Here is a 23,695-nt window from a genome sequence, read left to right as displayed (position 1 = left end):
GAAGCCCGACATGATACACCAGCCCCTACAGCCGCGCCCGTGTCACACCATGGGGTCACACCCTAAGTGTGACACGAGCGCGACCGTGACTGCGGATGTGTCCGTGTCACACCTGGGGTGTGACCCCAAGGTGACCCCAAGGTGTGACACGGGCTCTGCTATAGGCTGCCGAAGCGTTGGTGGAAGCTGGTTTCGGGTTGCGGGGCGCTGGGGTCTTCGCGGCGCAGGGCGGTGAGGATGTGCTGTTCGGCGGGGATTGTGAGCTGGCGGTAGAGCTGGCTGGCCAAGTCGTAGGCGCGGGCGCCGGGCCAGGGCTCGGGCAACAGTTCGATCGGCAGCTGCGGGTCGTGCAGTTGCACGCGGCGGTAGGCGTGGATCAGCAGGGTGCGCAGCACGAATGCTTGCTCGGGGTCGATCTCGCCTGCCTCGGCCAGCAGGCCAGGCAGGGCGCCGAAGGCGGCCACGAACTTCTGGTAGCCGGCGGCCACCTCGCTCAGGTCCCAGCCCTCTGCCACCATCTCGCCCAGCGGCCGTGCGTGCAGGCCGGGTACTTCGCTGGCCTGCACCACATACACTTTTTGCAGCAGGCCGAGGCGCGACAGCAGCGCTTCCAGTGCTTCCATATCGCCGGCGGGGTGGCCCGCAATGCCAGGGGCAATCACGCTGTAGCCTTCCCACAGCAGCTCCTTGCGCAACTGGCTGCGCGCGGGGGCATCGAGGCCGTCGGCGGCCAGCACCAGGGTCCACTGGCCGTTCCAGTGCACGTTCAGCGGCGCGTAGATGCGACGGAAGGCGCGGCTGAAGCGGCGCATGGCGTCGGGCGTGATCGCGTAGCTGCTGCGGCGGCCGTCGCGCTGGGCGCCCAGCCAGCCTTCCTGCGCCAGGCGGAAAACGGAGGTGCGCAGCAGGCGGTCATTGACGCCAAAGGGAGCCAGCAATTCGATCAGGCTGCCAGTCCACACCATGCCGCCATGCGGGACGATGGCGTCGCCGAAGATGGTCATCACCAGCGATTTGGAGCGCGGCGGGTCGCTGGCCAGGATTTCTTCAATCCAGCCATTGATTTTCTGGTTTTTTTGCATAGACCGAGTTTATACCCTGTCATTGATCTGGATACAGATTTTTTAAATGACACATAAAATTCGTTTGCAAAGCAGTTTTTGTATCGTATTATGAGTCTATCCCGAACCAGGAGGCCCTGCTTATGTACGCACAAATGGTGGAAACTGGCCTGAAAAAGGTCCAGACCGCAGAAGATATGGACGCGCAGGAGCGCGAATTCCAGGCGCGCATCGACGCCGGCATCAAGATCGAGCCTAAGGATTGGATGCCGGAGGCTTACCGCAAGACCTTGATCCGCCAGATTTCCCAGCACGCCCACTCTGAAATCGTCGGTCAGTTGCCTGAAGGTAACTGGGTGACCCGTGCGCCGACGCTGAAGCGCAAATCGATCCTGCTGGCCAAGATCCAGGACGAAGCGGGCCATGGCCTCTACCTGTACAGCGCGGCCGAAACCCTGGGCGTATCGCGTGACGAACTGCTGGCGGCCCTGCACAGCGGCAAAGCAAAGTACTCGTCCATCTTCAACTACCCGACCCTGAGCTGGGCCGACATGGGCGCCATCGGCTGGCTGGTGGATGGCTCGGCCATCATCAACCAGATCCCGCTGTGCCGCTGCTCGTACGGCCCGTACTCGCGCGCCATGATCCGCGTCTGCAAGGAGGAGTCCTTTCACGCGCGCCAGGGCTACGACATCATGATGTCGCTGGCTAAAGGCACGCCGGAACAGAAGGCGATGGCGCAGGATGCGCTGAACCGCTGGTGGTGGCCGTCGCTGATGATGTTCGGCCCGTCCGACGCTGCTTCCGTCAACAGCGCGCAATCGAGCGCGTGGCGCATCAAGCTGTTCTCCAACGATGAACTGCGCCAGCGCATGGTCGACCAGACCGTGCCGCAGGCCGAGTTCCTGGGCCTGACGGTGCCCGACCCGGACCTGAAGTGGAACGAGGAGCGCGGCTCCTACGATTTCGGCGAAATCGATTGGGATGAATTCCACCAGGTCTTGAAGGGCAACGGCCCTTGCAACCGCGAGCGCCTGCGCACCCGCGTCAAAGCCTACGATGATGGCGAGTGGTTCCGCGACGCGCTGGTTGCCTACGCCGACAAACACAATAAGGAGCAGGCTGCGGCCTGAGAGGAGACAAGATGAGCAAAGAATGGCCACTGTGGGAAGTCTTCATTCGCAGCCAGCATGGCCTGGCGCACAAGCATGTGGGCAGCCTGCATGCTCCGGATGCGGAGATGGCAATCAACAACGCGCGCGATGTCTACACGCGCCGCAATGAAGGCGTCAGCATCTGGGTGGTGCGCGCCGCCGATATCGTCGCCAGCGCGCCGGCCGACAAGGGCCCGCTGTTCGAGCCATCCAACAGCAAGGTGTATCGCCACCCGACCTTCTTCCCGATGCCGGAAGAAGTGAAGAACCTGTAAGGCTCCCGACATGGATAACAAGGTCAATTACCTGCTGCGCCTGGGCGATAACGCCATGGTGCTGAGCCAGCGCCTGTGCGAATTGTGCGGCAAGGGTCCGGCGCTGGAAGAGGATATGGCGCTGTCGAATGTGTCGCTGGACCTGCTGGGCCAGACCCGCATGTGGTACACCTACGCCTCCGAACTGGAGGGCGCTGGCCGCGACGAGGACAAGCTGGCTTACCTGCGCGATGCGCAAGACTACAAGAACGTGCTGCTGGTTGAACAGCCGAACGGCAACTACGCCCACACTCTGGTGCGCCAGTTCTTCTTCGATACCTGGCATTACTTCCTGATCGGGGCGCTGACCAAGTGCAGCGATGCGCGCATTGCGGAAATCGCCGAAAAATCGCTGAAGGAGGTGACCTATCACCTGCGCCGCAGCGGCGACCTGATTGTGCGCTTGGGCGACGGCACCGATGTCTCGCATCAGTTCACGCAGACTGCCGTCGATGAACTGTGGATGTATAGCGGCGAGGTATTCAACTACGACGCGGTGGATGAGGCCATGGTGGCGGAAGGCGTTGCGCCAGCGGCGTCGATGCTGCGCGAACAGTGGCTGTCGCACGTGTCCGATATCCTCGGCGAAGCGACGCTCACCATGCCGCCAGCCGATGCGTGGATGCAGAAAGGCGGCAAGCAAGGCCGCCACTCCGAGCACCTGGGCTACTTGTTGGCCGAGATGCAGTTCCTGCAGCGCGCTTACCCTGGTTCGGAGTGGTGATGGACGCAGCGCGTGTCTGGTCGTTGCTGGAGCAGGTCTCCGATCCGGAAATCCCTGTGATCTCCGTGGTCGATCTTGGCATCGTGCGCGATGTCCAGGTTACCGGGACATCGTCTTGCGCGGTCACGATCACGCCGACGTATTCCGGCTGCCCGGCCATGCAAGTCATCGCCGATGCGGTACAAGGCGCGCTGCACGATGCGGGTATCAGGCAGGTCGACATCATCACCCGCCTGTCGCCTGCCTGGACCACGGACTGGATGAGCGATTCCGGCAAGGCCAAGCTGAAGGGCTACGGCATCGCCCCGCCGGCGCAGAAGGTGGTCGATATCAGCGGCCTGCGCACCCCGCGTCCCGCTGTCGCGCCGCTCGATCCGCTGAAGGCCGGTATTGCGCGCGGCGCGGTGCCTGCGCCGACAGTGATCTGCCCGCACTGCGGCTCCAGCCATACCGAAATCACCAGCCAGTTCGGCTCCACGCCCTGCAAGGCGCTGTACAAGTGCCTCGATTGCCGCGAGCCCTTTGACTACTTCAAGTGCCACTGACACCATGAGCAAATTCTATCCACTGTCCGTCGCCAAGGTGCAGCAGGAGACCCGCGACTGTATCGCCGTCACCTTCGCCGTGCCTGCCGAACTGCAGGAAAGCTTCAAATACCAGCAAGGCCAGCACCTGACCCTGCGCACGAATATCGATAACGAAGACGTGCGCCGCTCCTACTCGATTTGCTCCGCCGTGCAGGACGGGTCCTTGCGCGTGGCGATCAAGCGGACCCCGGGCGGCATGTTCTCGACCTGGGCCAACGAGTCGCTCAAACCTGGCGCCACTATTGAAGTGATGCCGCCAATGGGCCATTTCAATGTGCCGCTGGATGCCGGCCAGAGCAAAAATTACCTGGCATTCGCTGCCGGCAGCGGCATCACGCCTATCCTGTCGATCATCAAGACCACCCTGCTGACGGAGCCGACCAGCCGCTTTACCCTGTTCTACGGTAACCGCGCTTCGTCGTCGGTCATCTTCAAGACGGAGCTGATGGAGCTGAAGGATGCTTATCTCGAACGCTTGAACATCGTCTACGTGATGTCGCGCGAGCAGCAGGATATTGAGCTGTTCAACGGCCGCATCACCAAGGAGAAAACCGAGCAGTTCCTGCAGCACTGGATCGATATCAAGGATTACGACACCGCATTTATCTGCGGCCCGGAAGACATGATGCTTGGCGTTTCCGCCGCGCTGCAGGAAGCGGGCATGCCGAAGCCGAATATCAAGATCGAGCTGTTCGCGGCCAGCATTCCAAAGCACCAGCACAAGCCGCGCGTGCAGGCCGACGCGGCGCCGCACCTGACCGAAGTTACCGTGATCATGGACGGCAATGCGGCTTCGTTCACCATGGAGAAGGACAAGGAATCGATCCTCGATGCCGGCCTGCGCGCGGGGCTGGACATGCGCTATTCCTGCAAAGGCGGCGTATGCTCCACCTGCCGCTGCAAGATGGTGGAAGGAAAAGTGGATATGGACGTCAACTATGCGCTGGAAGACTACGAGATTGCACGTGGGTTCGTGTTGAGCTGCCAGGCTTTCCCGGTCACTGATAAAGTGGTTGTCGATTTCGACCAGGCTGAATAATCCGGCACTGCAGTGTCTGACCCTGCGGGTCAGACACCGGGTTACCGGTTCAAAAGGAGACAAGAGTGACCTACCAAAACATCAAATTTGAAATCGAAGCAGGCGTCGCAACCCTGACCCTGAACCGTCCCGACAAGTTGAACAGCTTCACGCAGGCCATGCACCTGGAAGTGCGCGAAGCGCTCGGGCAGCTGCGCGCCGACAAGTCCGTGCGCGTGCTGGTGCTGACCGGCGCCGGCCGCGGCTTCTGCGCCGGCCAGGACCTGGGCGACCGCGCAGTCGCACCGGGCGGCGCCTGCGTGGACCTGGGCGAATCCGTCGAAAAATTCTATGCCCCGCTGGTGCTGGCGCTGCGCGAACTGCCAATGCCGGTCATCTGCGCCGTGAACGGCGTCGCCGCCGGCGCTGGCGCCAACCTGGCCCTGGCCTGCGACATCGTGCTGGCCGCCAAATCCGCCAGCTTCATCGAAGCTTTCTGCAAACTGGGCCTGATCCCCGACACTGGCGGCACCTGGCACTTGCCGCGCCTGATCGGCCACGCCCGCGCCACCGGCCTCGCCATGCTGGGCGAAAAGCTCTCCGCGGAACGCGCCGAACAATGGGGCCTGATCTGGAAAGCGGTTCCCGATGAAGAACTGATGAACGAAACCATGGCCATGGCCAAGCACTTCGCCACCGCACCAACCAAGGGCCTGGCGTTCACCAAGCACGCGCTGCAAGCCAGCTACGGCAACACCCTGGCCGACCAGCTGAAGCTGGAAGGTGAAATGATGCGCGAGCTTGGCTACAGCCATGATTACCGCGAGGGCGTGGACGCCTTCATCAACAAGCGCGCTCCAAACTTCAAGGGGGAATAAGCATGGCGGCTCTGGCGAAAGGCAGTGTTGTTGCCGTGATCGGCAGCGGGGCAATGGGTTCCGGCATCGCGCAGGTCGCTGCGGCTTCCGGCTATACGGTCAAGCTGTTCGATACCCGTGCGGAAGCGGTCGACAAGGCGATTGCCGATATCGGCAAGGTGTACGGCAAGCTGGTTGAAAAAGGCAGGATGTCCGGCGCCGATGCAGATGCCGCCCGCAGCCGCCTGCATGGCGTTGCCGGCTTGGCCGAAGTGGCCGACGCCAGGCTGGTAGTCGAAGCCATCGTTGAAAACCTGGACGTCAAGCGCAGCCTGTTCGCTGAGCTGGAAGCCATCGTCGGCGACGACGCCATCCTCGCCACCAATACCTCCTCGATCTCCGTTACCGCCATTGCCGCCAAACTGCGCAAGCCGCAGCGCCTGGTCGGCATGCACTTCTTCAACCCCGTGCCGCTGATGGCGCTGGTGGAGGTGATCAGCGGCCTGGCGACCGATGCCGCTGTCGCCGGGACTGTATATGACACTTCTATCGCTTGGGGCAAGAACCCGGTGCATGCCAAGTCCACGCCCGGCTTTATCGTCAACCGCGTGGCGCGCCCTTACTATGCTGAAGGCTGGCGCCTGCTGAACGAGCAGGCCTCCGATGCCGCTACGATCGACGCCGTAATGCGCGAGGGCGGCGGTTTCCGCATGGGGCCATTCGAACTGATGGACCTGATCGGCCACGACGTGAATTACTCCGTCACCGAATCCGTCTTCCGTGCCTATTACAATGATCCGCGCTTTACCCCGTCCGTGATGCAGCTGGAGATGGTGAATGCCGGCTTCCTCGGCCGTAAATCCGGTCGCGGCTTTTACGACTACGGCGAAGGCGCGGTCGCACCGCAGCCGTGCTCTGAAGCGCCGCAGCCGCTGCCCGAATACATCGGCTACAGTTTCGAGCCGGGCGATCATACCGCCATCGCGACGATGCTGATCGAACGCCTGAAGGCGCGCGGCATCAGCGTAACCAAGCGCAATTCCGCTGAAGGCCACCGTTCGTCGGAAGCACCGGCCTTCCACTGTAACGGCGCCGCCATCTACCTGACCGATGGGCGCTCCGCCACCCGGCGCGCACGCGACGACAAGCACGATGACATGGTGGTGTATGACCTGGTGTTCGACTTCAATGCGTCGCCGCGCATCGCCATCGCTTGCAGCGACCAATGCAACCCGCGCGCCATGGATTCTGCCATCGGCATGTTCCAGGCCGCCGGCTTCACCGTTACCCGCCTGGACGATGTGCCGGGGCTGGCCGTGATGCGTACGGTCGCCATGCTGGCCAACGAAGCCGCCGACGCTGTCAACCAGGGCGTGTGCAGTGCACAGGCGGCCGACGTGGCGATGCAAAAGGGTGTCAACTATCCGCGCGGCCCGCTGGCCTGGGCGGACATGGTGGGCGTCAAGCATATTGTGACAGTGCTGGAGAACCTGGCAAGCAGCTACGGCGAAGACCGCTACCGCGTGTCGCCGCTGTTGCGCCGCCGTGAGCAAAGCGGAGCCAGGATCCATGCATAACCCCAAGATGCACCCGCAGGCCCTGGCCGAAGCGGCCGGCGCGGCAATGTTCGCGCGCGACGCCGCCAGCCAGGCCCTGGGTATGAAGTTGGTAGAAATCCGCCCCGGATATGCGCGCATGACCATGCCGGTGCGGAGCGATATGCTGAACGGGCACCAGACTTGCCATGGCGGTTTTATCTTTGCGTTGGCCGATAGTGCTTTCGCATTCGCGTGCAACAGCCATAACCACACGACGGTTGGCGCGGGCTGCACGATCGACTACCTCGCCCCGGGGCGGATGGATGACTTGCTCACGGCGGAGGCGGTTGAGCGCACGCTGGTGGGCAAGACCGGCATCTACGATGTCACCGTCTGCAACCAGGAGGGCAAGATGATCGCCACCTTCCGCGGAAAATCTCACCGCGTGTCCGGAGAGGTGGTTCCAACCCGTAGCTAGTTGATGGAGGTAGCACCGTGGTCCAACGCATTCCCGCCCCTTCCGACCTGGAGCCGATCGAGCGCGCCAGCCGTGATGAATTGCAGTCGCTCCAGCTGGAACGCCTGAAATGGTCGCTGATGCACGCTTATGAAAACGTGCCGCACTACCGCAAGGCCTTTGACGAGAAGGGTGTGCATCCGAACGACCTGAAGTCGCTGTCCGACCTGGCCAGGTTCCCGTTCACGGACAAGAAGGTCCTGCGCGACAACTATCCCTTCGGCCTGTTTGCCGTGCCGCGCGAAAAAGTCGTGCGGGTGCATGCGTCCAGCGGCACTACCGGCAGGCCGACCGTGGTTGGCTACACCCAGCGCGATGTCGACATGTGGGCCGACGTCGTGGCGCGGTCCATCCGCGCCGCCGGCGGCCGCGCCGGCGATATGGTGCACATCTCCTACGGCTATGGCCTGTTTACCGGCGGCCTGGGGGCGCACTACGGCGCCGAACGCCTCGGCTGCACGGTGATCCCGATGTCCGGCGGCCAGACTGAAAAGCAGGTGCAGCTGATCCAGGACTTCAAGCCATCGATCATCATGGTGACGCCGTCCTACATGCTGAATATCGTCGAGGAATACCAGCGCCAGGGACTCGATTGCGCCGAATCCTCGCTGCGGGTCGGCATCTTCGGCGCCGAGCCGTGGACCAACGCCATGCGCGGCGAGATCGAACGCCGTGCCGGCATCGACGCGGTGGACATTTACGGGCTGTCGGAAGTGATCGGGCCGGGCGTGGCCAGCGAATGCATCGAATCGAAAGACGGCCCGGTGATATGGGAAGACCATTTCTATCCCGAGATCATCGACCCGGAAACCGGCGAAGTGCTGCCGGACGGCGAGGAGGGCGAACTGGTATTCACTTCCCTGAGCAAGGAAGCCATGCCGGTAGTCCGCTACCGCACGCGCGACCTTACCCGCCTGCTGCCGCCGACTTCGCGCTCCATGCGCCGTATCGGCAAGATCACCGGCCGTTCGGACGACATGCTGATCATCCGCGGCGTGAACGTCTTCCCGACCCAGATCGAAGAACAGATCTGCAAGCTGCCCAAGCTCGAGCCGCAATACCAGCTCGTCGTGACCCGCGACGGCCACCTCGACAAGCTGGAAGTGCTGGTGGAGCTGCGCGCCGGGCTGGCCCGCGCCGATGCCGGCGACGTGGCGCGCGAACTGGAGCAACGTATCAAGACCAATGTCGGCGTGAGTACGACCGTTACACTGGTAGGCGTGGGCGGCATCGAGCGCACCGCGACCGGCAAGGCCAAACGAGTAATCGATAAACGACCTAAGGAACAACAATGACCGAAGCATTCATCTGCGACGCCGTTCGCACACCATTCGGCCGCTACGGCGGCGCGCTGGCTGGCGTACGCGCCGACGACCTGGCTGCAATTCCGATCGCTGCCCTGATGGCGCGCAACCCTTCCGTCGACTGGAAGCAGGTGGACGACGTGTACTGCGGCTGCGCCAACGGCGCCGGCGAAGACAATCGCAATGTGGGCCGCATGGCTGGCCTGCTGGCGGGTTTGCCGGTGGAAGTGCCCGGTAATACCATCAACCGCCTGTGCGGCTCTTCGCTGGATGCCGTGGGCATCGCGGCGCGCGCCATCAAGTCAGGCGAAGCACAGCTGTTGATCGCCGCTGGCGTCGAGAGCATGACCCGCGCGCCCTTCGTGATGGGCAAGGCCGATAGCGCCTTCTCGCGCAGTGCAAAAATCGAGGACACCACCATCGGCTGGCGCTTCGTCAATCCGCTGATGAAGGCGCAGTATGGCATCGACTCCATGCCGGAGACGGCGGAGAACGTGGCCGAGCAATGGGCGGTTGCACGCGCCGACCAGGATGCTTTCGCCATCCGCAGCCAGCAGCGCTGGGCAGCCGCCCACGCGGCAGGTTTCTTCAAAGGCGAGATCGTGCCGGTCACCATTCCGCAAAAGAAAGGCGATCCAAAAGTCATCGACACTGACGAACACCCGCGTCCCGACACCACCATCGAGGCACTGGCCAAGCTGAAGGGCGTGGTCAAGCCGGACGGCACGGTCACCGCCGGCAACGCCTCCGGCGTCAACGACGGCGCCTGCGCGCTGTTGCTGGCGTCGGCCGCGGCAGTCGACAAGTTCGGCTTGAAGCCGCGTGCCAAGGTGCTTGGCATGGCGACTGCCGGCCTGGCGCCGCGCATCATGGGTTTCGGCCCATCGCCGGCCAGCAAGAAGCTGCTGGCGCAACTGGGCATGACCATCGAGCAGATGGATGTGATTGAGTTGAATGAAGCCTTTGCCGCGCAGGGCCTGGCCGTGACGCGCGACCTGGGACTGAAAGACGACGATGCCCGCGTCAACCCGAATGGCGGCGCCATTGCCATCGGCCACCCGCTGGGCGCGTCGGGCGCACGCCTGGTGACCACGGCGTTGAACCAGCTGGAGCGCACCGGCGGCCGCTACGCACTGTGCACCATGTGCATCGGCGTCGGCCAGGGCATCGCGCTGGTGATCGAGCGGGTCTGACCATGCCTTGCTACGAAATCAATGGCGTGCGGCCGGTTGTGCATCCGACGGCCTACGTGCACCCGACCGCGGTGCTGATCGGCGACGTGATCGTCGGTCCGCGCTGCTATGTAGCGCCGCTGGCGTCGCTGCGCGGCGACTTTGGGCGCCTGATCCTGGAAGAGGGCGCCAATGTGCAGGACACCTGCGTGATGCACGGCTTCCCGGGCGGCGACACGGTGGTCGAGCAGGATGGCCATATCGGCCACGGCGCCGTGCTGCATGGTTGCCGCATCGGCCGCAATGCACTGGTGGGCATGAACGCGGTGGTGATGGATAACGCAGTGGTCGGCGCCGAGAGCATTGTGGGCGCCGCGGCCTTCGTCAAGGCAGGCATGGATATCCCGCCACGCAGCCTGGTAGTCGGCGCACCGGCCCGGATCCTGCGCCAGGTCAGCGACAGCGAGATCGCGTGGAAGACGCTGGGCACCGGCCAGTACCACGAGCTGGCCGTGCGCTCGATGCAGACGATGGTGGAGTGCCAGCCCCACACCGAGGCGGCGCCTGGCCGCCAGCGCATGCAATGGGACACTTCGCTGCCAATGCACCTGCACAAGCAAGCATTCGACAATAAACAGTAATCGGAGACTACAAATGGTACACACCCTGCAAAGCTTCATCGGCGGCCGCTGGCAAGGCAAGGAAGCGGCAACCGCGCTGCACAGCGCCCTGGACAACCGCGTCATCTACCACACCCACGCCGAACAGCTGGATTTCGCCGAAGCCGTACATTACGGCCGCAAGACCGGTATCCCGGCCCTGATGAAGCTGGACTTCCAGACCCGCGCCCAGCGCCTGAAAGCCCTGGCGATGTACCTGATGGAGCGCAAGGAGGAACTGTACGCGATCTCGCACCTGACCGGCGCCACCCGCCCGGATAGCTGGGTCGACGTGGAAGGCGGCATCGGCACCCTGTTCGCCTATGCCAGCATGGGCAGCCGCGAGCTGCCGTCGTCGAACGTGCTGCACGAAGGCCCGGCCATGGCGCTGGGCAAGCGCGGCGGCTTCTCCGGCACCCACATCCTGGTGCCGCGCGGCGGCATTGCCGTGCACATCAACGCTTTCAACTTCCCGATCTGGGGCTTGCTGGAAAAGTTCGCGCCATCCTTCCTGGCGGCCATGCCGTGCATCGGCAAGCCTGCCAGCGCGACTTCCTATCTGACCGAAGCCCTGATCCGCATGATCAACGATTCCGGCCTGCTGCCGGAAGGCTCGCTGCAACTGGTGATCGGCAGCACCGGCGACCTGCTGGACCGCCTGGGCGGCGCGGACGCAGTCACCTTCACCGGTTCCGCCGATACGGCTGCCAAGCTGCGCTCCAACCGCAACCTGATTGCCAATTCGGTGCCGTTCACCGCCGAAGCCGATTCGCTGAACTGCGCCATCCTGGCGCCGGACGTCACGCCGGACGATCCGGAGTTCGACCTGTTCGTGAAGGAAGTACAGCGTGAAATGACCACCAAGGCGGGCCAGAAATGTACCGCAGTACGCCGTATCATCGTGCCGCGCCAGCATGCGGACGCGGTGGCGGAGAAGCTGCGCGAGCGCCTGGCCAAAGTCGTGGTGGGAGATCCGTCGGTGGAAGGCGTGCGCATGGGCGCATTGGCTTCGAAAGACCAGCAGCGCGACGTCGCTGAGCGCGTGACGCAACTGGCGAAGGGCAATGAGATCCTGTTCGGCGGTGCTGGCGCGCTGAAGCTGGTCGGCGAGGGAGTCGAGAATGGGGCCTTCTTCCCGCCAACCCTGCTGTTGTGCCGCAACGCCCTAAGCAACGACGCGGTACATGAGGTGGAAGCCTTCGGCCCGGTCAGCACCATGATGACCTACGAATCCATCGATGAAGCGCTGGAACTGGCGGCGCGCGGCAAAGGTTCCCTGGTGTCTTCGCTGATTACCAAGGACCCTGCTATCGCTGCTTACGCGGTGCCGATTGCTGCCGCATCGCACGGCCGCGTGCATGTGCTGGACCGTGAATCCGCTGTCGATTCCACCGGACACGGCTCGCCGCTGCCGCAGCTGAAACACGGCGGTCCTGGCCGTGCCGGCGGCGGTGAAGAACTGGGCGGCATCCGCGCAGTGCGCCACTTCCTGCAGCGCGCTGCTGTGCAGGGCTCGCCGACCATGCTGACTGCCATCACCGGCGAGTACGTGCGCGGCGGCGCAGTCAGGGAAGGCGATATCCATCCGTTCCGCAAGTGCTTTGAAGACCTGGAAATCTGCGATTCGCTGCTGACCCATCGCCGCACCGTGAGCGAGGCTGACATCGTCAACTTCGGCGGCATTTCGGGCGACTACTTCTACATGCATTTCGACGAGATCGCGGCCAGGGATACCCAGTTCGGCAAGCGCATCGCCCACGGCTACTTCGTGCTGTCGGCGGCGGCCGGCCTGTTCGTGTCGCCGGCGCCGGGACCCGTGCTGGCCAACTACGGGCTGGACAACCTGCGCTTCATCACCCCGGTGGCAATCGGCGACACCATCCGCGCCCGCCTGACCTGCAAGCGCAAGGTCGACCGCAACCGCACCGACGACAAAGGCCGCGGCCAGGGCGTGGTGGCGTGGGACGTGCAGGTGACCAACCAGAACGATGAACTGGTGGCCAGCTACGACATCCTCACCCTGGTGTCCAAGCGCGCCTGACGCTGCAGCACGTACCAGCAAGCGGCGCCGCCGGCGGCCCCGCTTGCTGCGAGGTGAAGGGCAAGTTCAAAAAACATCTCCAGTGGCGCGGGCTCATCGCCGCAGGCGGCGGAGGCCGTGACGGCGGCAAGATATGCTGCACAAGCGCGGCGGAAGGTGATGGTGTTTTTCATGTCCCGCACTGTAGCGGGCGAATGTGCTGCGAGTATGAAGTGGCTGCGAAACGCCGCTACATCGCCATTATGTAGACGACGCCGGCAAAGGCCATAACGATCAATGCCACGGCGGACCACTTCAATTTGTAGTGGCGCGCATGGCAGCGCTGGCAAACCCGCATCTTCGCACCGCCGCCGCTTGCCAGCGGCAGCTCCTCGTAGGTATTCCAATTGATTTCAGCGGCGCACAGCGCACAGGCGCCGCGTTCATTCCGTCTCCCGCCGCGCCACTGCCGCAGCCGGTCCGTCACCAGCGCCGCGACCAGCAGCGCGCTAAATAGCAGGAACAGTATCTTCATAATGCGCCGACTTTAGCACAAGCCAGCAAGAGCTACCCGCTGCCAGCCCGGCAAGGAAAAGCATGGGGGCCAGCCGCACCAGGTGGCGCGGGGAGTAGGCGCACGCCAGCAAAGGCAGGAATGCCATGGCCGTAAGGATCGCACCGCCAATGAAGAAGCTGGGGCTGCGAATGTTGCGGCGCACAGCCAGGGTCATGGCGCCGGCATAGGGCAGGACCGAGGCCGCGAAAGCCATGACCCATGCCAGTACCACGGTGGCAAGCGGGAAGCGGAAGGTTTTGTCGCCGTTCACGACGAAGTCCCACAGCTCATTGCCGAAGACGAAGGTCACAGCGGCGCAGCTGACCGCAAGAAGGTGGGCGTACATGACGCGCTGCATGGAGGTAGGGATGTTCATGGCCTGCACTGTAGCGGGCCTGAATGCGCTCAGAATGAAACGACGGTGAAGTGCCACAAGCGGGCAAGGATTCGCTACACTGCGGGCTGCTCTGCTCTTAACATCATAAGGTTAGTCATGAAATGTGTATCGCTGGCGGGGATTGCCGCCATGGCCCTGCTTACCGGCTGCACGGCGGTATCCGGCACCAGGTTCGCGCAGCAGGAAGCCGTCATGCCGAAGCTGTCGGCCGGCCAGGGCCGCGTGTATTTCTACCGCGTTGACGCCTTCACCGGGGGCGGCATGGCCGCTCCGGTCATGCTGGACGGGATGGTGGCAGGGGATTCGCTTCCAGGCGGCTATTTCTTTGTTGATGCCGCTGCCGGCAAGCACGAAGCGTCAGCCACCACCCGTGTCACCAGGAAGCTCAATTTCGTTCTTGAGCCAGGGGAAACCAAATACGTACGCACCAAGGCGCAGTTTGAAGAGAAAGTCGGCCGCGTGGTGCTGGAATTGGTAGGCGCCGAAGAAGCCCGCAGGGAACTGCCTTCCCTGAACTTCACCGGCGCGCCCAAGGCCAACTGATCAGGCTTGCAAGCCGAACGGATCGTCGATGGAGTGGGACGGCTTGGTGAACCAGCGCGGGCCATCATCCGCCATGTAGAAGTGGTCTTCGTGGCGCACGCCGAATTCGCCAGGCACCACGATCATCGGCTCGTTCGAGAACGTCATGCCGACGTCCAGCGGGGTCTTGTCGCCGCCCACCAGGTATGGCCATTCGTGGATGTCCAGGCCGATGCCGTGGCCGGTGCGGTGCGGCAGGCCCGGCAGTTTGTATTCAGGGCCGAAGCCGGCCGCCTGCAGTGAACGGCGCGCGGCCTGGTCCACTTCTTCGCACGGCACGCCCAGTTGGGCAGCTTCGAACGCGGCCAGTTGCGCCGCCTTCTCCGCATTCCATACCGCGCGCTGGCGCTCGCTCGCTGCGCCGTACACGTACGTGCGGGTAATGTCGGAAATGTAGTTGTGGAGTTTGCAGCCGGTGTCGATCAGCACCGTGTCGCCTTGCTTCAGCGTCTGCACGTACGACACGCCGTGCGGGAAGGAGCTGGCCACGCCGAACAGCACGATCACGAAATAGGAGCCGGCCGGCGCACCGACCTTGCGATGCGCCTTGTCGATGAACTCCGCCACCTCGGTGGTGGTGATGCCCTCGCGCAGGATGCTGGCGGTGGCGACGTGCACGGCCAGGGTCATGTCCTTGGCGCGCTGCATCAGGGCGATTTCCGTCTTCGACTTGCGCGTACGGCAGTGGGCCGTGACCGCTCGTGCATTTTCCAGCGCATAGCCTTCGGCCAGCGGGCGTATGCCATCGTAGATGAAGAAGGCGGCGCTTTCGTCGATGCCGATGCGCGGCGGCTGTGCGGCATTCGGCACAATGCCCATCTTTTTCAGGACCGCGATGAACAGGGCGGAGGGACTTTCGTGCTCGTGCCAGCAGTTGACCGTACCTTCCACCAGCATGAAGTCCTGCAGTGTGTTTTCTTCGAAAGCAGGGGCGATGTATTCCACCGCGCCGCTGGCGGGCAGGATGGCGCCGACCATGCGTTCGCTCGGGTACCACTTGGTGCCGGTGAAGTAGAGCAGGCTGGAGCCGGCATTGATGTAGATGGCCGCGATGCCTTGTTGGCGCATGAAGACTTGTGCCTTTTCGATGCGTGCCAGGTGCTCATCCTTGCCGATCGGCGTTGCGCCCGCAGTCATGTCCGACAGGGATGCCAATGCCTCTTCGATTGTCTTGCCGCCAATGCCAATGCCCATGCTGCCTCCTTAAAAACAAGGGGAACATCATAGCATCGCCAGGACGCAAAAAAGCCGGCTATGCAGCTATCGTATCCGGGGATGACGATAGCCGCATACCGGCCAGGATGGTGCAGCTTATTGGACTTGCAGGCTTACCTTGTCAACAACGAAGGAAGTCTGCAGCGAGTAGTCTTCCGTCATGTTGAAGTGGATGCGCACGGTCTGGCCCTTGTACGGCAGCAGGTTGAAGCTGCGCACCTGGTAGCCGCTGGCAGGCATGGTGTTGTTGTAGGTCGCCAGGGTGCCCAGGGTGGTGCCGGAGCTGTTCTTCACGGTCACGACCATCTTGTCATACACGGTGCTGCCGGTTTCGGCAGTATCGATATGCAGTGCGAACGACAGCGTGGCCGCCGTTGCAGTCGATGGGATGGTGACGGTCTGGTACAGCGATTCGGTAGCAGTGCTGCCGTTACCGCCCAGCCATGCGAAGCGCGAACCTTCGTACGCCGTCTGGCCGCTGTAGTTGCCGATCACGCCGGTGGTGCCAGCCCATGGCGTAGTGCCGGACTCGAAGCCGCCGTTGACGATCAGCTCGCTTTGCGGAGGGATCGTGCCTACGGTCAGGGTGGCGTTGTTCGAGGTGGCGGTCTTCGCCGGCGACGAAGAGTCGCTGACGATGGCCTTGAACACGGCACCGTTGTCCGCAGTCTGCGCGGTGAACGAGTAGGTAGCCGATGAGGCGCCCGAAATCTGGGTGCCGTTGCGGTACCAGGCGTAGCTGTAAGGCGCGGTGCCGCCGGTGGCGCCAACGGAGAAGGTAGCGGTGCCGCCGGGAGCTACCGTGACGTTGTTCGGCTGCGTGGTGATGGTTACCGTGTTCGGGTTGGCTTCGTCCACGTCGGTGCCGACGTTGATCGCCGCGTAAGCGCGCTTGACGGCAGTCGATTCAACGCTGCCCACGCCGTACAGCTGTTCCGCCGACTCGATCATCTTCAGGCGTGCGTTGGCGTAGTTGGTGGAGGCGGTGAACTTGGTGGTGTTAGCCTTGAACCAGATGCGGAACGCCTTGTCGCTGCCGATACCGCTCATCGCCAGCGGCTGCTTGTTCAAGTAAGAGCTGTACATCTCGCTCGAGGACGAGGAGTTGGAGCCGTTGGCCAGGAAGTAGAACATGCGGTTGTTCGGCCCCGAGGAGTAGTGCACGTCGATATTGCCCAGGGTGCTGCTCCAGGCATCGCGCGATGCGCCGTCCTTGGACGGCTTCCACATCCAGCGCAGAGGCTGGCCGTTTTTGGCGATCTCCTTGCCCATCATCCAGTCGTTGCCGGTCGGGATGGTGGTGCCGGTACCGCCATTGCGGGCATAGGCTTCCACCATTTCACCGGTGATGTCGGAGTTCGACTCATTCAGGCCGCCGGATTCGCCGGAGTAGGTCAGGTTGGACGTGGCGTCGGTTACTCCGTGGCCCATTTCGTGGCCGATCACGTCGATCGAACCCAGGCTGTAGAAGCTGGAGCCGTCGCCGATGTACATGCACTTGCAGCTCGGGTCGAAGAAGGCGTTGTCGTAGTTGTTGTCGACGTGGACCGCGATATAGGTCGCGGTGTTGTTGCCGTCCAGCGAAGACCAGCCCATCACGTTTTTCAGCGTGTCGTAAGTGTTCATCAGGCCCCACAGCGCATTCACTGCGGCGGTCTGGCCGTTGGCGTTGGTGGTGCTGCCGCCGTTGTATTGCTGGCCGTCGCCCCAGGTGTTGGTGGTGTTGGTGTAGATCGCGCCCGGGCTCGGGTTGTTGGCCGACGAGTGGTTGGCATTGGTGATGGCCATGCCGCCATAGGTGCCGCCGGTGCCGCGCGACGAATCCAGCATCTTGTAGGTGGAGCCGGACAGGGTGGTGTTGATCGGCACGTCGCCGTTGTACTGGCTATGGCCGACGCCGACCACGGTCTGCAGGGCGTTCCATTGCTTGATCACGGCGCCGGTCTTGGCGCTGATCACGGTGTCGCGGAAGACCGGACGGCCGTCCTTGTTCATGCGGGTCTTGACCAGGTAGGCCAACTCGTAGTGGTCGACTACTTCTTCCACGTCGGTCGCATTCAGCGCACTTTCGGTTTTATTGGCGGCGGCTGCGGTGCGCTGGGTCTTCACCACAGGCCAGATCAGCAGCTCGGCTTCCGGCTTGATGCGATGCTGGTTGCCAGGGGTGCGCGAGACAGCGACGCGGATCGCTTCGTCGGCGCTGAAGGCCGCGGTGGTGTCGGGAGCGCCCTTGCCGGCGGCCTTGGCGGCGCGTGAAGCGTCCAGTCCATCGCGGCGGTCGGAAGCCGACTCGCTGACGATATTGCCGTTTTCATCGGTGACAACGACGGACTCGGAACCGAATACGCGCAGGCCCTGGAAGGTATGGTCGGCGCGCAGGATGCGCTGGCCGTTGACGCCCGGGTGCTGTTCGCGCAGCTTATATCCATGCTCGCTATCGAGGCCGGCCGCGGCGCGCAGCGAATCCAGGCGCGATACCAGGTTCGCCTTTGCTTCGACGCTCATCGGCTGAGCGGGAGAGGCCATCAAGGTATCAGGCAGGACGCCTGCAAATGCAGGGGCGAACGAGGCGGCTACGGCTGCGGCCAACAGGCTTTTGCGAAGTTTCATCGACTCTCCTAGGGAACTTGGGTTGGTGGGAGAGACGACGTTATGCCTGTTTTTTGTGCAAGTCAAAAAACTTATGAAATGAGTCAGTTTTACAGATTTTGTATATTTTTAGACAATAGATTACAGTTCCATAGTCACCAAATGAAACGGGGCGGCCCCCCTCGGCGCCACCCCGTTTTGCTTGCTTTGACCGTGTATTACTGGACTTGCAGGCTGACCTTATCCACCACGAACGAAGTCTGCAGCGACGAGTCTTCGGTCATGTTGAAGTGCAGGCGCACGGTCTGGCCTTTGTACGGCAGCAGGTTGAAGCTGCGCACCTGGTAGCCGCTGGCGGCGTTCGCGTTGCTGTAGGTTGCCAGGGTGCCCAGGGTGGTGCCGGCGCTGTTCTTCACAGTCACCACCAGCTTGTCGTACGCGGTGCTGCCCGATTCCGCGGTGTCGATATGCAGCGCGAACGAGAAGTTCGCCGACGTTGCGGTCGATGGGATGGCCACGGACTGGTACAGGGTTTCGGTCGCGGTGGCGCCGTTACCGCCGAGCCATGCGAAGCGGGTACCTTCGTATGCCGACTGGCCGCTGTAGTTGCCGATCACGCCGGTGCTGCCGGCCCATGGCGTAGTGCCGGACTCGAAGCCGCCGTTGACGACCAGCTCGGATTGCTGGGTGGTGCCCACGGTCAGGGTCGCGTTGTTCGAGGTCGCGGTCTTCACCGGCGACGACGAATCGGTGACCTCGGCCTTGAACACGGCGCCGTTGTCGGCAGCCTGCGCGGTGAACGAGTAGGTGGCCGAGGAGGCGCCCGAGATCTGGGTGCCGTTGCGGTACCACTTGTAGCTGTAAGGCGAAGTGCCGCCGCTCGCGCCCACGGTGAAGCTGGCGGTGCCGCCTGCTGCCACGGTGATGTTGTTCGGCTGGGTGCTGATCGACACGCCGGTGCCGGCGCCGGTTTCGTCGACGTCGGTGCCTACGTTGATTGCTGCGTATGCGCGCTTGACGGCGATCGATTCCTTGCTGCCTACGCCGTACAGTTCTTCAGCCGACTGGATCACCTTGGTGCGTGCATCGGCGTAATTGGTCGATGCGGTGAACTTGGTGGTGTTGGCCTTGAACCAGATGCGGAACGCCTTGTCGCTGCCGATACCGGTCATCGCCAATGGCTGCTTGTTCAGGTAAGAGCTGTACATCTCGCTCGAGGACGAGGAGTTGGAGCCGTTGGCCAGGAAGTAGAACATGCGGTTGTTCGGGCCCGAGGAGAAGTGCACGTTCAGGTTGCCCAGGGTGCTGCTCCAGGCGTCCTTCGACGAGCCGTCCTTGGATGGCTTCCACATCCAGCGCAGCGGCTGGCCGTTTTTGGCAATCTCCTTGCCCATCATCCAGTCGTTGCCGGTCGGGATGGTGGTGCCGGTACCGCCATTGCGGGCATAGGCTTCCACCATTTCGCCGGTGATGTCGGAGTTCGACTCATTCAGGCCGCCGGATTCGCCGGAGTAGGTCAGGTTGGACGTGGCGTCGGTTACGCCGTGGCCCATTTCGTGGCCGATCACGTCGATCGAACCCAGGCTGTTGAAGCTGGAACCGTCGCCGATGTACATGCACTTGCAGTTCGGGTCGAAGAAGGCGTTGTCGTAGTTGTTGTCGACGTGGACCGCGATATAGGTTGCGGTGTTGTTGCCGTCCAGCGAAGACCAGCCCATCACGTTTTTCAGCGTGTCGTAGGTGTTCATCAGGCCCCACAGCGCATTCACTGCGGCGGTCTGGCCGTTGGCGTTGGTGGTGCTGCCGCCGCTGATGTACTGCTGGCCGTCGCCCCAGGTATTGCTGCTGTTGGTGTAGATCGAGCCGGCCTGTGGATTCGATTCAGGCGAGTGGTTGGCGTTGGTGATCGCCATGCCGCCGAAGGTGCCGCCTACGCCGCGGGTCGAGTCCAGCATCTTGTAGGTGGAGCCGGACAGGGTGGTGTTGATCGGTACGTCGCCGTTGTACTGGCTATGGCCGACGCCGACCACGGTTTGCAGCGCATCCCATTGCTTGATCACGGCGCCGGTGGTAGCGCTGATCACGGTGTCGCGGAACACTGGACGGCCGTCCTTGTTCATGCGGGTCTTGACCAGGTAGGCCAGCTCGTAGTGGTCGACCACGTCTTCCACGTCGGTCGCATTGAGCGCGCTTTCTGCCTTGTTGGCGGCAGCGGCGGTGCGCTGGGTCTTGACCACTGGCCAGATCAGCAGTTCGGCTTCCGGCTTGACGCGGTGCGTTTTGCCTGCAGTGCGTGAAACAGCGACGCGGATCGCTTCGTCGGCGCTGAAAGCTGCGGTGGTGTCAGGCGCGCCTTTGCCGGTCGCCCGGGCGGAGCGGTGTGCATCCAGGCCGTTGCGGCGGTCGGAAGCGGATTCGCTCACGATATCGCCGTTTTCGTCGGTGACAACGACGGACTCGGAACCGAACACGCGCAGGCCCTGGAAGGTATGGTCGGCGCGCAGGATGCGCTGGCCGCCGGCACCAGGGTGCTGTTCACGCACTTTGTAGCCGTGCTCGCTATCCAGGCCAGCAGCGGAGCGGCGCGCGTCCAGGCGTGCAGCCAGGTTGGCCCTGGCTTCAAGGCCCATCGGCTGGGCCGGTGCGGCCATCATGTTTTCTGGCAGGACGCCTGCAAATGCAGGGGCGAAAGAGGCGGCTACGGCTGCAGCCAGCAGGCTTTTGCGAAGGTTCATCAGCTCTCCTTGTGAGCGGTGGGGGTGGTAGGGAGAGCGGGAAGTTATGCCTGTTCTTTATGCAAGTCAAAAAAGTTGCAAAATAAGTCGGTTCTACACTTTTTGTTCAGTTTTAGACATTTGATTACATTTGGGTGGTTCTTGAACTAGCTCGCTTTGCGACCAAATGGCGCACGATTGGCGCGATTTGTAGGGAAGTTACAACGAAATAGAGGTGTTTTTCTAGTTTCGTGTTGGATGCAACAGAAATATGTATCTAATTGTCACACTCATGTTGCACTAGTTGAATTTTGCGTTTTACACTAGCCCGTCGTTTGTTTGACGTACCACTTAGTGAGGGCGCATCACTCATGTTGTCTATTTCTACCAAAGTTGAAAGGATCGTCGCGGAGTCGCCCTTCCTGAGCGAAGGTCTGCGCCGTGGCTTGATCAACCTGTCGGAACTGGCGCGCCAGCTGCAGCCGCAGCTCCAGAACGACCTGTGGAAGCCCGTCGGCCAGGCGGCCGTGGTCATGGCCTTGCGCCGTGTCGCCGGACGCCTGCCGGACAAGGATGCCCAGGAACTCGTGCTGGCCCAGCAGTCCGGCCAGCTGACCGCACGCACCGACCTGGTCGAATTCACCTTCCGCCGTTCGGACCGCATTGACGAATGCCACCGCCAGCTGCTGGAGCGCTCGGGGACCGGCCATGGCCTGTACCTGACCGTGACCCGTGGCAGCGAAGAGGTGGTGGTGATCTGCAGCCGCCCCTTCATCGGCCTGGTCGAACAGATCTTCGCCGGCGAACGCCTGCTGGCGCGGCTGGAGAACCTGAACGCCGTCACGCTGCAGCTGACCGCCGATTCCTGGCGCACGCCGGGCATCTACCACGCCATCCTGAAAAAGCTGGCATGGGACAAGGTCAACCTGATCAACCTGATCTCGACCCATACCGAACTCACCCTGCTGCTGGAGAAGGAACACACAGGCGCCGCTTTCAGCGTCCTCTCCAACATGATCGCGCACAAGCACTGATGTACACTCCCGGTAGGGCAAACCTACAGGGAGTCAGCATGGGCTTGAAAGACACGCAGCGGGTGGTGCCGGCATTGCGGGTGGCGAACTACGCCGCCAGCAAGCCTTTCTATGAATCGCTCGGCTTCCGCGAAGAGTGGGCCCACCAATTCGAACCCGGCTTGCCGGCCTTTGCCTCGATGATGCTCGACGGCATGGAAATTTTCCTATCTGAACATTCGGGCGACTGCCAACCCGGCGGGCTGGTACACTTTTATGTTCCGGACGTCGACGCCCTCTTTGACGACTTCCTGGAGTATGGCGTGAACGTCGAGCAAGCGCCGAACAATGACTTGGGAGCGGACCTGCGTGTCATGTCCGTTCTCGATCCAGACAATAACCGGCTCAAATTTTTGACCCAGACCCATTGGGAGTAAGCGCAATGAAGAAAGCGCTGTTGTTCGCATTCCTTGGCATGGCCGCCGCATCGCAGGCCAGTGCGCAGGGACTATTCAAGTGTTCGATAGATGGCAAGGTGACTTACCAGTCCATGCCCTGTCCCAAAAACGGCGGCGCGTCGCTCGACTACCCGCCGCCGCCGACTGCTGCCCAGGCGAAAGCGGCCCAGGCGCGCGCCCAGGAAGACCGCGAGCGCGTGAATCAGCTGGCCGAGAACAACCGCCGGGCACGCGAGAAAAAGGCCAACGTGGATGCGGAAGAGGCCAAGGAAGAAGCGGCCAGCAAGCGCGTGGCCAAGAGCAGCTGCGATTCGCTGCGTACCCGCCGTGAAGAGCTGTACGGCCAGCGCAATGAGAACCGCCGCAATTCCCAGCTCGATGCGATGTCCAAGACCCAGAACGATATCGACAAGCTGGAGGCCGAATACACCAAGGGCGCCTGCGGCCCGCTCGACTGAGGGGCCGCCCTGGCGGCGCCGCTTATTGCGGTGCCGCGCCTGCAGCCGGCGCTGCGGGATTTTCCTGCACTGCCAGCGCAACGGCCTGCACCGAAAGCTCGCGCAATTTGCCAAGCACGGCCTGGTCTTTGACCACCGTCAGCGTGGTGATCTTGCCCATGTCCTTGTTCACCAGGTATGCCACCAGTGCGCCGGCGACGGCACCTCCGGCGGCTGCCTGCCCGTAGCTGAGGCTGCTGTTCTTGACCACCGCACGGCCTGCTGCACCACCCAGGCCGCCAGCTGTTGCCATCAGTCCGACACTGAGTTTGTGGGTGACGGGGTCCTTGGTGTAGCCGACATTGGCGCAGCCGGTGCCTTCGGCCGGCACTTCCGGCGCTACGCCTTCCATCGACGTATACAGGTAGATGGACGGCATTTTTGACGGGTCCTTGGGCATGAAGAAGCCGCCGTCACTGTGGCTTCGCTTGGCGCCGGGATTTCCAGGCTGGAAGATGGAGATGCCGCCTTGCGGTGCGCGGAAATAAGTGCCTTGCGCATCTTCTTTTTCCGATACATATGGGCCGCGTTCCAGGCGGGTCTCAGTCACCAGTTTCAGCATACCGGCAGTATCGCTGGCTGTGAGCGCTTGAGGCAGCTGGATGCAAGTGATGGACGCTGGCGCTGCCAGTCGATCCGGTTCGACCAGCGGAGTGCTTGCGCAGCCGCCCAGCATTGCGCTGGCGGCGAGTGGGAACAGCAGTTTCTTGTACATTGTTCATCCTGTGGTGTCGGCCCTGCAGGCGGAC

The 23,695-nt window shown here is 62.7% G+C and carries 23 protein-coding genes; 16 read left to right on the top strand and 7 right to left on the bottom strand.

The features are described from left to right. Positions 1-158: 158 nt before the first annotated feature. On the bottom strand, positions 159-1,082 hold the full coding sequence (gene paaX / locus ASE26_RS25105) for a phenylacetic acid degradation operon negative regulatory protein PaaX (protein WP_055929057.1): 924 nt from the start codon (positions 1,080-1,082) through the stop codon (positions 159-161). Positions 1,083-1,204: 122 nt separating this feature from the next. Here paaX and paaA point away from each other — a divergent pair, with 122 nt between their 5' ends. The 12 genes from paaA to paaZ all read left to right on the top strand — a co-directional run bounded on the left by paaA (position 1,205) and on the right by paaZ (position 12,946). Beyond that, on the top strand, positions 1,205-2,194 hold the full coding sequence (gene paaA, locus ASE26_RS25100) for a 1,2-phenylacetyl-CoA epoxidase subunit PaaA (RefSeq protein ID WP_055929059.1): 990 nt from the start codon (positions 1,205-1,207) through the stop codon (positions 2,192-2,194). An 11-nt stretch (positions 2,195-2,205) separates the two neighbouring features. Next, the gene (paaB, locus tag ASE26_RS25095; protein ID WP_055929062.1) at positions 2,206-2,490 is read left to right on the top strand and encodes a 1,2-phenylacetyl-CoA epoxidase subunit PaaB; all 285 of its coding nucleotides are present in this window, start codon (positions 2,206-2,208) and stop codon (positions 2,488-2,490) included. Between the two features lie 10 nt (positions 2,491-2,500). Next, positions 2,501-3,253: a 1,2-phenylacetyl-CoA epoxidase subunit PaaC gene (gene paaC, locus ASE26_RS25090; protein WP_055929065.1), complete on the top strand. Its 753-nt coding sequence runs from the start codon at positions 2,501-2,503 to the stop codon at positions 3,251-3,253. After that, the gene (gene paaD, locus ASE26_RS25085) at positions 3,253-3,798 is read left to right on the top strand and encodes a 1,2-phenylacetyl-CoA epoxidase subunit PaaD (RefSeq protein WP_055929068.1); all 546 of its coding nucleotides are present in this window, start codon (positions 3,253-3,255) and stop codon (positions 3,796-3,798) included. Before paaC ends, paaD begins: the two co-directional genes overlap by 1 nt. Positions 3,799-3,802: 4 nt before the next feature. Further along, complete coding sequence (paaE, locus tag ASE26_RS25080; protein WP_055929071.1) at positions 3,803-4,879, top strand: 1,2-phenylacetyl-CoA epoxidase subunit PaaE; 1,077 nt, start codon at positions 3,803-3,805, stop codon at positions 4,877-4,879. 65 nt (positions 4,880-4,944) lie between these two features. Next, a complete protein-coding gene (paaG, locus tag ASE26_RS25075; protein ID WP_055929074.1) occupies positions 4,945-5,736 on the top strand; it encodes a 2-(1,2-epoxy-1,2-dihydrophenyl)acetyl-CoA isomerase PaaG in 792 nt (263 codons plus the stop codon). 2 nt (positions 5,737-5,738) lie between these two features. Beyond that, positions 5,739-7,292, top strand: a complete 1,554-nt coding sequence (paaH, locus tag ASE26_RS25070) for a 3-hydroxyacyl-CoA dehydrogenase PaaH (RefSeq protein ID WP_055929077.1) — start codon at positions 5,739-5,741, stop codon at positions 7,290-7,292. Then, positions 7,285-7,731: a hydroxyphenylacetyl-CoA thioesterase PaaI gene (paaI, locus tag ASE26_RS25065; protein WP_055929079.1), complete on the top strand. Its 447-nt coding sequence runs from the start codon at positions 7,285-7,287 to the stop codon at positions 7,729-7,731. The genes paaH and paaI overlap by 8 nt, the downstream gene beginning before the upstream one ends. Positions 7,732-7,748: 17 nt before the next feature. Continuing rightward, positions 7,749-9,065 (top strand): phenylacetate--CoA ligase PaaK, encoded by a 1,317-nt coding sequence (paaK, locus tag ASE26_RS25060; RefSeq protein WP_055929081.1) that lies wholly within the window; start codon positions 7,749-7,751, stop codon positions 9,063-9,065. Further along, on the top strand, positions 9,062-10,267 hold the full coding sequence (gene pcaF / locus ASE26_RS25055) for a 3-oxoadipyl-CoA thiolase (protein WP_055929082.1): 1,206 nt from the start codon (positions 9,062-9,064) through the stop codon (positions 10,265-10,267). The genes paaK and pcaF overlap by 4 nt, the downstream gene beginning before the upstream one ends. A gap of 2 nt (positions 10,268-10,269) precedes the next feature. Continuing rightward, on the top strand, positions 10,270-10,887 hold the full coding sequence (gene paaY / locus ASE26_RS25050; RefSeq protein ID WP_057247134.1) for a phenylacetic acid degradation protein PaaY: 618 nt from the start codon (positions 10,270-10,272) through the stop codon (positions 10,885-10,887). 13 nt (positions 10,888-10,900) lie between these two features. Continuing rightward, positions 10,901-12,946, top strand: a complete 2,046-nt coding sequence (paaZ, locus tag ASE26_RS25045) for a phenylacetic acid degradation bifunctional protein PaaZ (protein WP_057247133.1) — start codon at positions 10,901-10,903, stop codon at positions 12,944-12,946. A gap of 229 nt (positions 12,947-13,175) precedes the next feature. On the opposite strand, the gene ASE26_RS25040 is transcribed toward paaZ, so the two are convergent. Continuing rightward, a complete protein-coding gene (locus ASE26_RS25040; protein WP_055929090.1) occupies positions 13,176-13,460 on the bottom strand; it encodes a hypothetical protein in 285 nt (94 codons plus the stop codon). Further along, positions 13,435-13,857 carry a hypothetical protein gene (locus tag ASE26_RS25035; RefSeq protein ID WP_057247132.1) on the bottom strand — a complete coding sequence of 141 codons (423 nt, stop codon included), beginning with the start codon at positions 13,855-13,857 and terminating at the stop codon, positions 13,435-13,437. The genes ASE26_RS25040 and ASE26_RS25035 overlap by 26 nt, the downstream gene beginning before the upstream one ends. Positions 13,858-13,974: 117 nt before the next feature. On the opposite strand from ASE26_RS25035, the gene ASE26_RS25030 reads away from it, so the two are divergent. Then, positions 13,975-14,421, top strand: coding sequence for a DUF2846 domain-containing protein (locus ASE26_RS25030; protein ID WP_055929101.1), 447 nt, complete (start codon positions 13,975-13,977; stop codon positions 14,419-14,421). Here the strand turns inward: ASE26_RS25030 and ASE26_RS25025 are convergent, their stop codons facing one another. The 3 genes from ASE26_RS25025 to ASE26_RS25015 form a co-directional block, all read right to left on the bottom strand. Continuing rightward, positions 14,422-15,648 carry a Xaa-Pro peptidase family protein gene (locus ASE26_RS25025; protein ID WP_304438661.1) on the bottom strand — a complete coding sequence of 409 codons (1,227 nt, stop codon included), beginning with the start codon at positions 15,646-15,648 and terminating at the stop codon, positions 14,422-14,424. Positions 15,649-15,771: 123 nt separating this feature from the next. After that, positions 15,772-18,285: a M4 family metallopeptidase gene (locus ASE26_RS25020; RefSeq protein WP_055929105.1), complete on the bottom strand. Its 2,514-nt coding sequence runs from the start codon at positions 18,283-18,285 to the stop codon at positions 15,772-15,774. A gap of 197 nt (positions 18,286-18,482) precedes the next feature. Continuing rightward, positions 18,483-20,999, bottom strand: a complete 2,517-nt coding sequence (locus ASE26_RS25015; RefSeq protein WP_055929108.1) for a M4 family metallopeptidase — start codon at positions 20,997-20,999, stop codon at positions 18,483-18,485. Positions 21,000-21,349: 350 nt separating this feature from the next. Here ASE26_RS25015 and ASE26_RS25010 point away from each other — a divergent pair, with 350 nt between their 5' ends. From ASE26_RS25010 to ASE26_RS25000, 3 genes are read left to right on the top strand one after another with little or no spacing between them, the layout of a single operon-like run. Then, complete coding sequence (locus ASE26_RS25010; protein ID WP_055929111.1) at positions 21,350-22,012, top strand: hypothetical protein; 663 nt, start codon at positions 21,350-21,352, stop codon at positions 22,010-22,012. A gap of 38 nt (positions 22,013-22,050) precedes the next feature. Beyond that, a complete protein-coding gene (locus ASE26_RS25005; protein ID WP_055931725.1) occupies positions 22,051-22,428 on the top strand; it encodes a glyoxalase superfamily protein in 378 nt (125 codons plus the stop codon). Between the two features lie 5 nt (positions 22,429-22,433). Then, a complete protein-coding gene (locus tag ASE26_RS25000; protein WP_055929114.1) occupies positions 22,434-22,907 on the top strand; it encodes a hypothetical protein in 474 nt (157 codons plus the stop codon). A 22-nt stretch (positions 22,908-22,929) separates the two neighbouring features. Here ASE26_RS25000 and ASE26_RS24995 read toward each other — a convergent pair whose 3' ends face one another. Beyond that, positions 22,930-23,661, bottom strand: a complete 732-nt coding sequence (locus ASE26_RS24995) for a hypothetical protein (protein ID WP_055929119.1) — start codon at positions 23,659-23,661, stop codon at positions 22,930-22,932. Positions 23,662-23,695 lie beyond the last annotated feature (34 nt).

Source organism: Duganella sp. Root198D2 (assembly GCF_001428585.1).
Classification (GTDB): Bacteria; Pseudomonadota; Gammaproteobacteria; order Burkholderiales; family Burkholderiaceae_D; genus Rugamonas.
Note: the sequence above shows the minus strand (reverse complement) of the source record. Positions and strands in the feature narration are given on the sequence as shown.

What these genes read in the sequence shown, in the direction of transcription:
- paaZ (WP_057247133.1), top strand. Translation starts at nt 10,901, where the DNA reads ATGGTACACACCCTGCAAAGCTTCATCGGCGGCCGCTGGCAAGGCAAG.
- ASE26_RS25015 (WP_055929108.1), bottom strand. Translation starts at nt 20,999, where the DNA reads ATGAACCTTCGCAAAAGCCTGCTGGCTGCAGCCGTAGCCGCCTCTTTC.
- paaA (WP_055929059.1), top strand. Translation starts at nt 1,205, where the DNA reads ATGTACGCACAAATGGTGGAAACTGGCCTGAAAAAGGTCCAGACCGCA.
- ASE26_RS25020 (WP_055929105.1), bottom strand. Translation starts at nt 18,285, where the DNA reads ATGAAACTTCGCAAAAGCCTGTTGGCCGCAGCCGTAGCCGCCTCGTTC.
- ASE26_RS25040 (WP_055929090.1), bottom strand. Translation starts at nt 13,460, where the DNA reads ATGAAGATACTGTTCCTGCTATTTAGCGCGCTGCTGGTCGCGGCGCTG.
- paaB (WP_055929062.1), top strand. Translation starts at nt 2,206, where the DNA reads ATGAGCAAAGAATGGCCACTGTGGGAAGTCTTCATTCGCAGCCAGCAT.
- paaD (WP_055929068.1), top strand. Translation starts at nt 3,253, where the DNA reads ATGGACGCAGCGCGTGTCTGGTCGTTGCTGGAGCAGGTCTCCGATCCG.
- paaH (WP_055929077.1), top strand. Translation starts at nt 5,739, where the DNA reads ATGGCGGCTCTGGCGAAAGGCAGTGTTGTTGCCGTGATCGGCAGCGGG.
- pcaF (WP_055929082.1), top strand. Translation starts at nt 9,062, where the DNA reads ATGACCGAAGCATTCATCTGCGACGCCGTTCGCACACCATTCGGCCGC.
- ASE26_RS25010 (WP_055929111.1), top strand. Translation starts at nt 21,350, where the DNA reads ATGTTGTCTATTTCTACCAAAGTTGAAAGGATCGTCGCGGAGTCGCCC.
- paaX (WP_055929057.1), bottom strand. Translation starts at nt 1,082, where the DNA reads ATGCAAAAAAACCAGAAAATCAATGGCTGGATTGAAGAAATCCTGGCC.
- ASE26_RS25035 (WP_057247132.1), bottom strand. Translation starts at nt 13,857, where the DNA reads ATGAACATCCCTACCTCCATGCAGCGCGTCATGTACGCCCACCTTCTT.
- ASE26_RS25000 (WP_055929114.1), top strand. Translation starts at nt 22,434, where the DNA reads ATGAAGAAAGCGCTGTTGTTCGCATTCCTTGGCATGGCCGCCGCATCG.
- ASE26_RS25005 (WP_055931725.1), top strand. Translation starts at nt 22,051, where the DNA reads ATGGGCTTGAAAGACACGCAGCGGGTGGTGCCGGCATTGCGGGTGGCG.
- paaE (WP_055929071.1), top strand. Translation starts at nt 3,803, where the DNA reads ATGAGCAAATTCTATCCACTGTCCGTCGCCAAGGTGCAGCAGGAGACC.
- ASE26_RS24995 (WP_055929119.1), bottom strand. Translation starts at nt 23,661, where the DNA reads ATGTACAAGAAACTGCTGTTCCCACTCGCCGCCAGCGCAATGCTGGGC.
- paaI (WP_055929079.1), top strand. Translation starts at nt 7,285, where the DNA reads ATGCATAACCCCAAGATGCACCCGCAGGCCCTGGCCGAAGCGGCCGGC.
- ASE26_RS25030 (WP_055929101.1), top strand. Translation starts at nt 13,975, where the DNA reads ATGAAATGTGTATCGCTGGCGGGGATTGCCGCCATGGCCCTGCTTACC.
- paaC (WP_055929065.1), top strand. Translation starts at nt 2,501, where the DNA reads ATGGATAACAAGGTCAATTACCTGCTGCGCCTGGGCGATAACGCCATG.
- paaY (WP_057247134.1), top strand. Translation starts at nt 10,270, where the DNA reads ATGCCTTGCTACGAAATCAATGGCGTGCGGCCGGTTGTGCATCCGACG.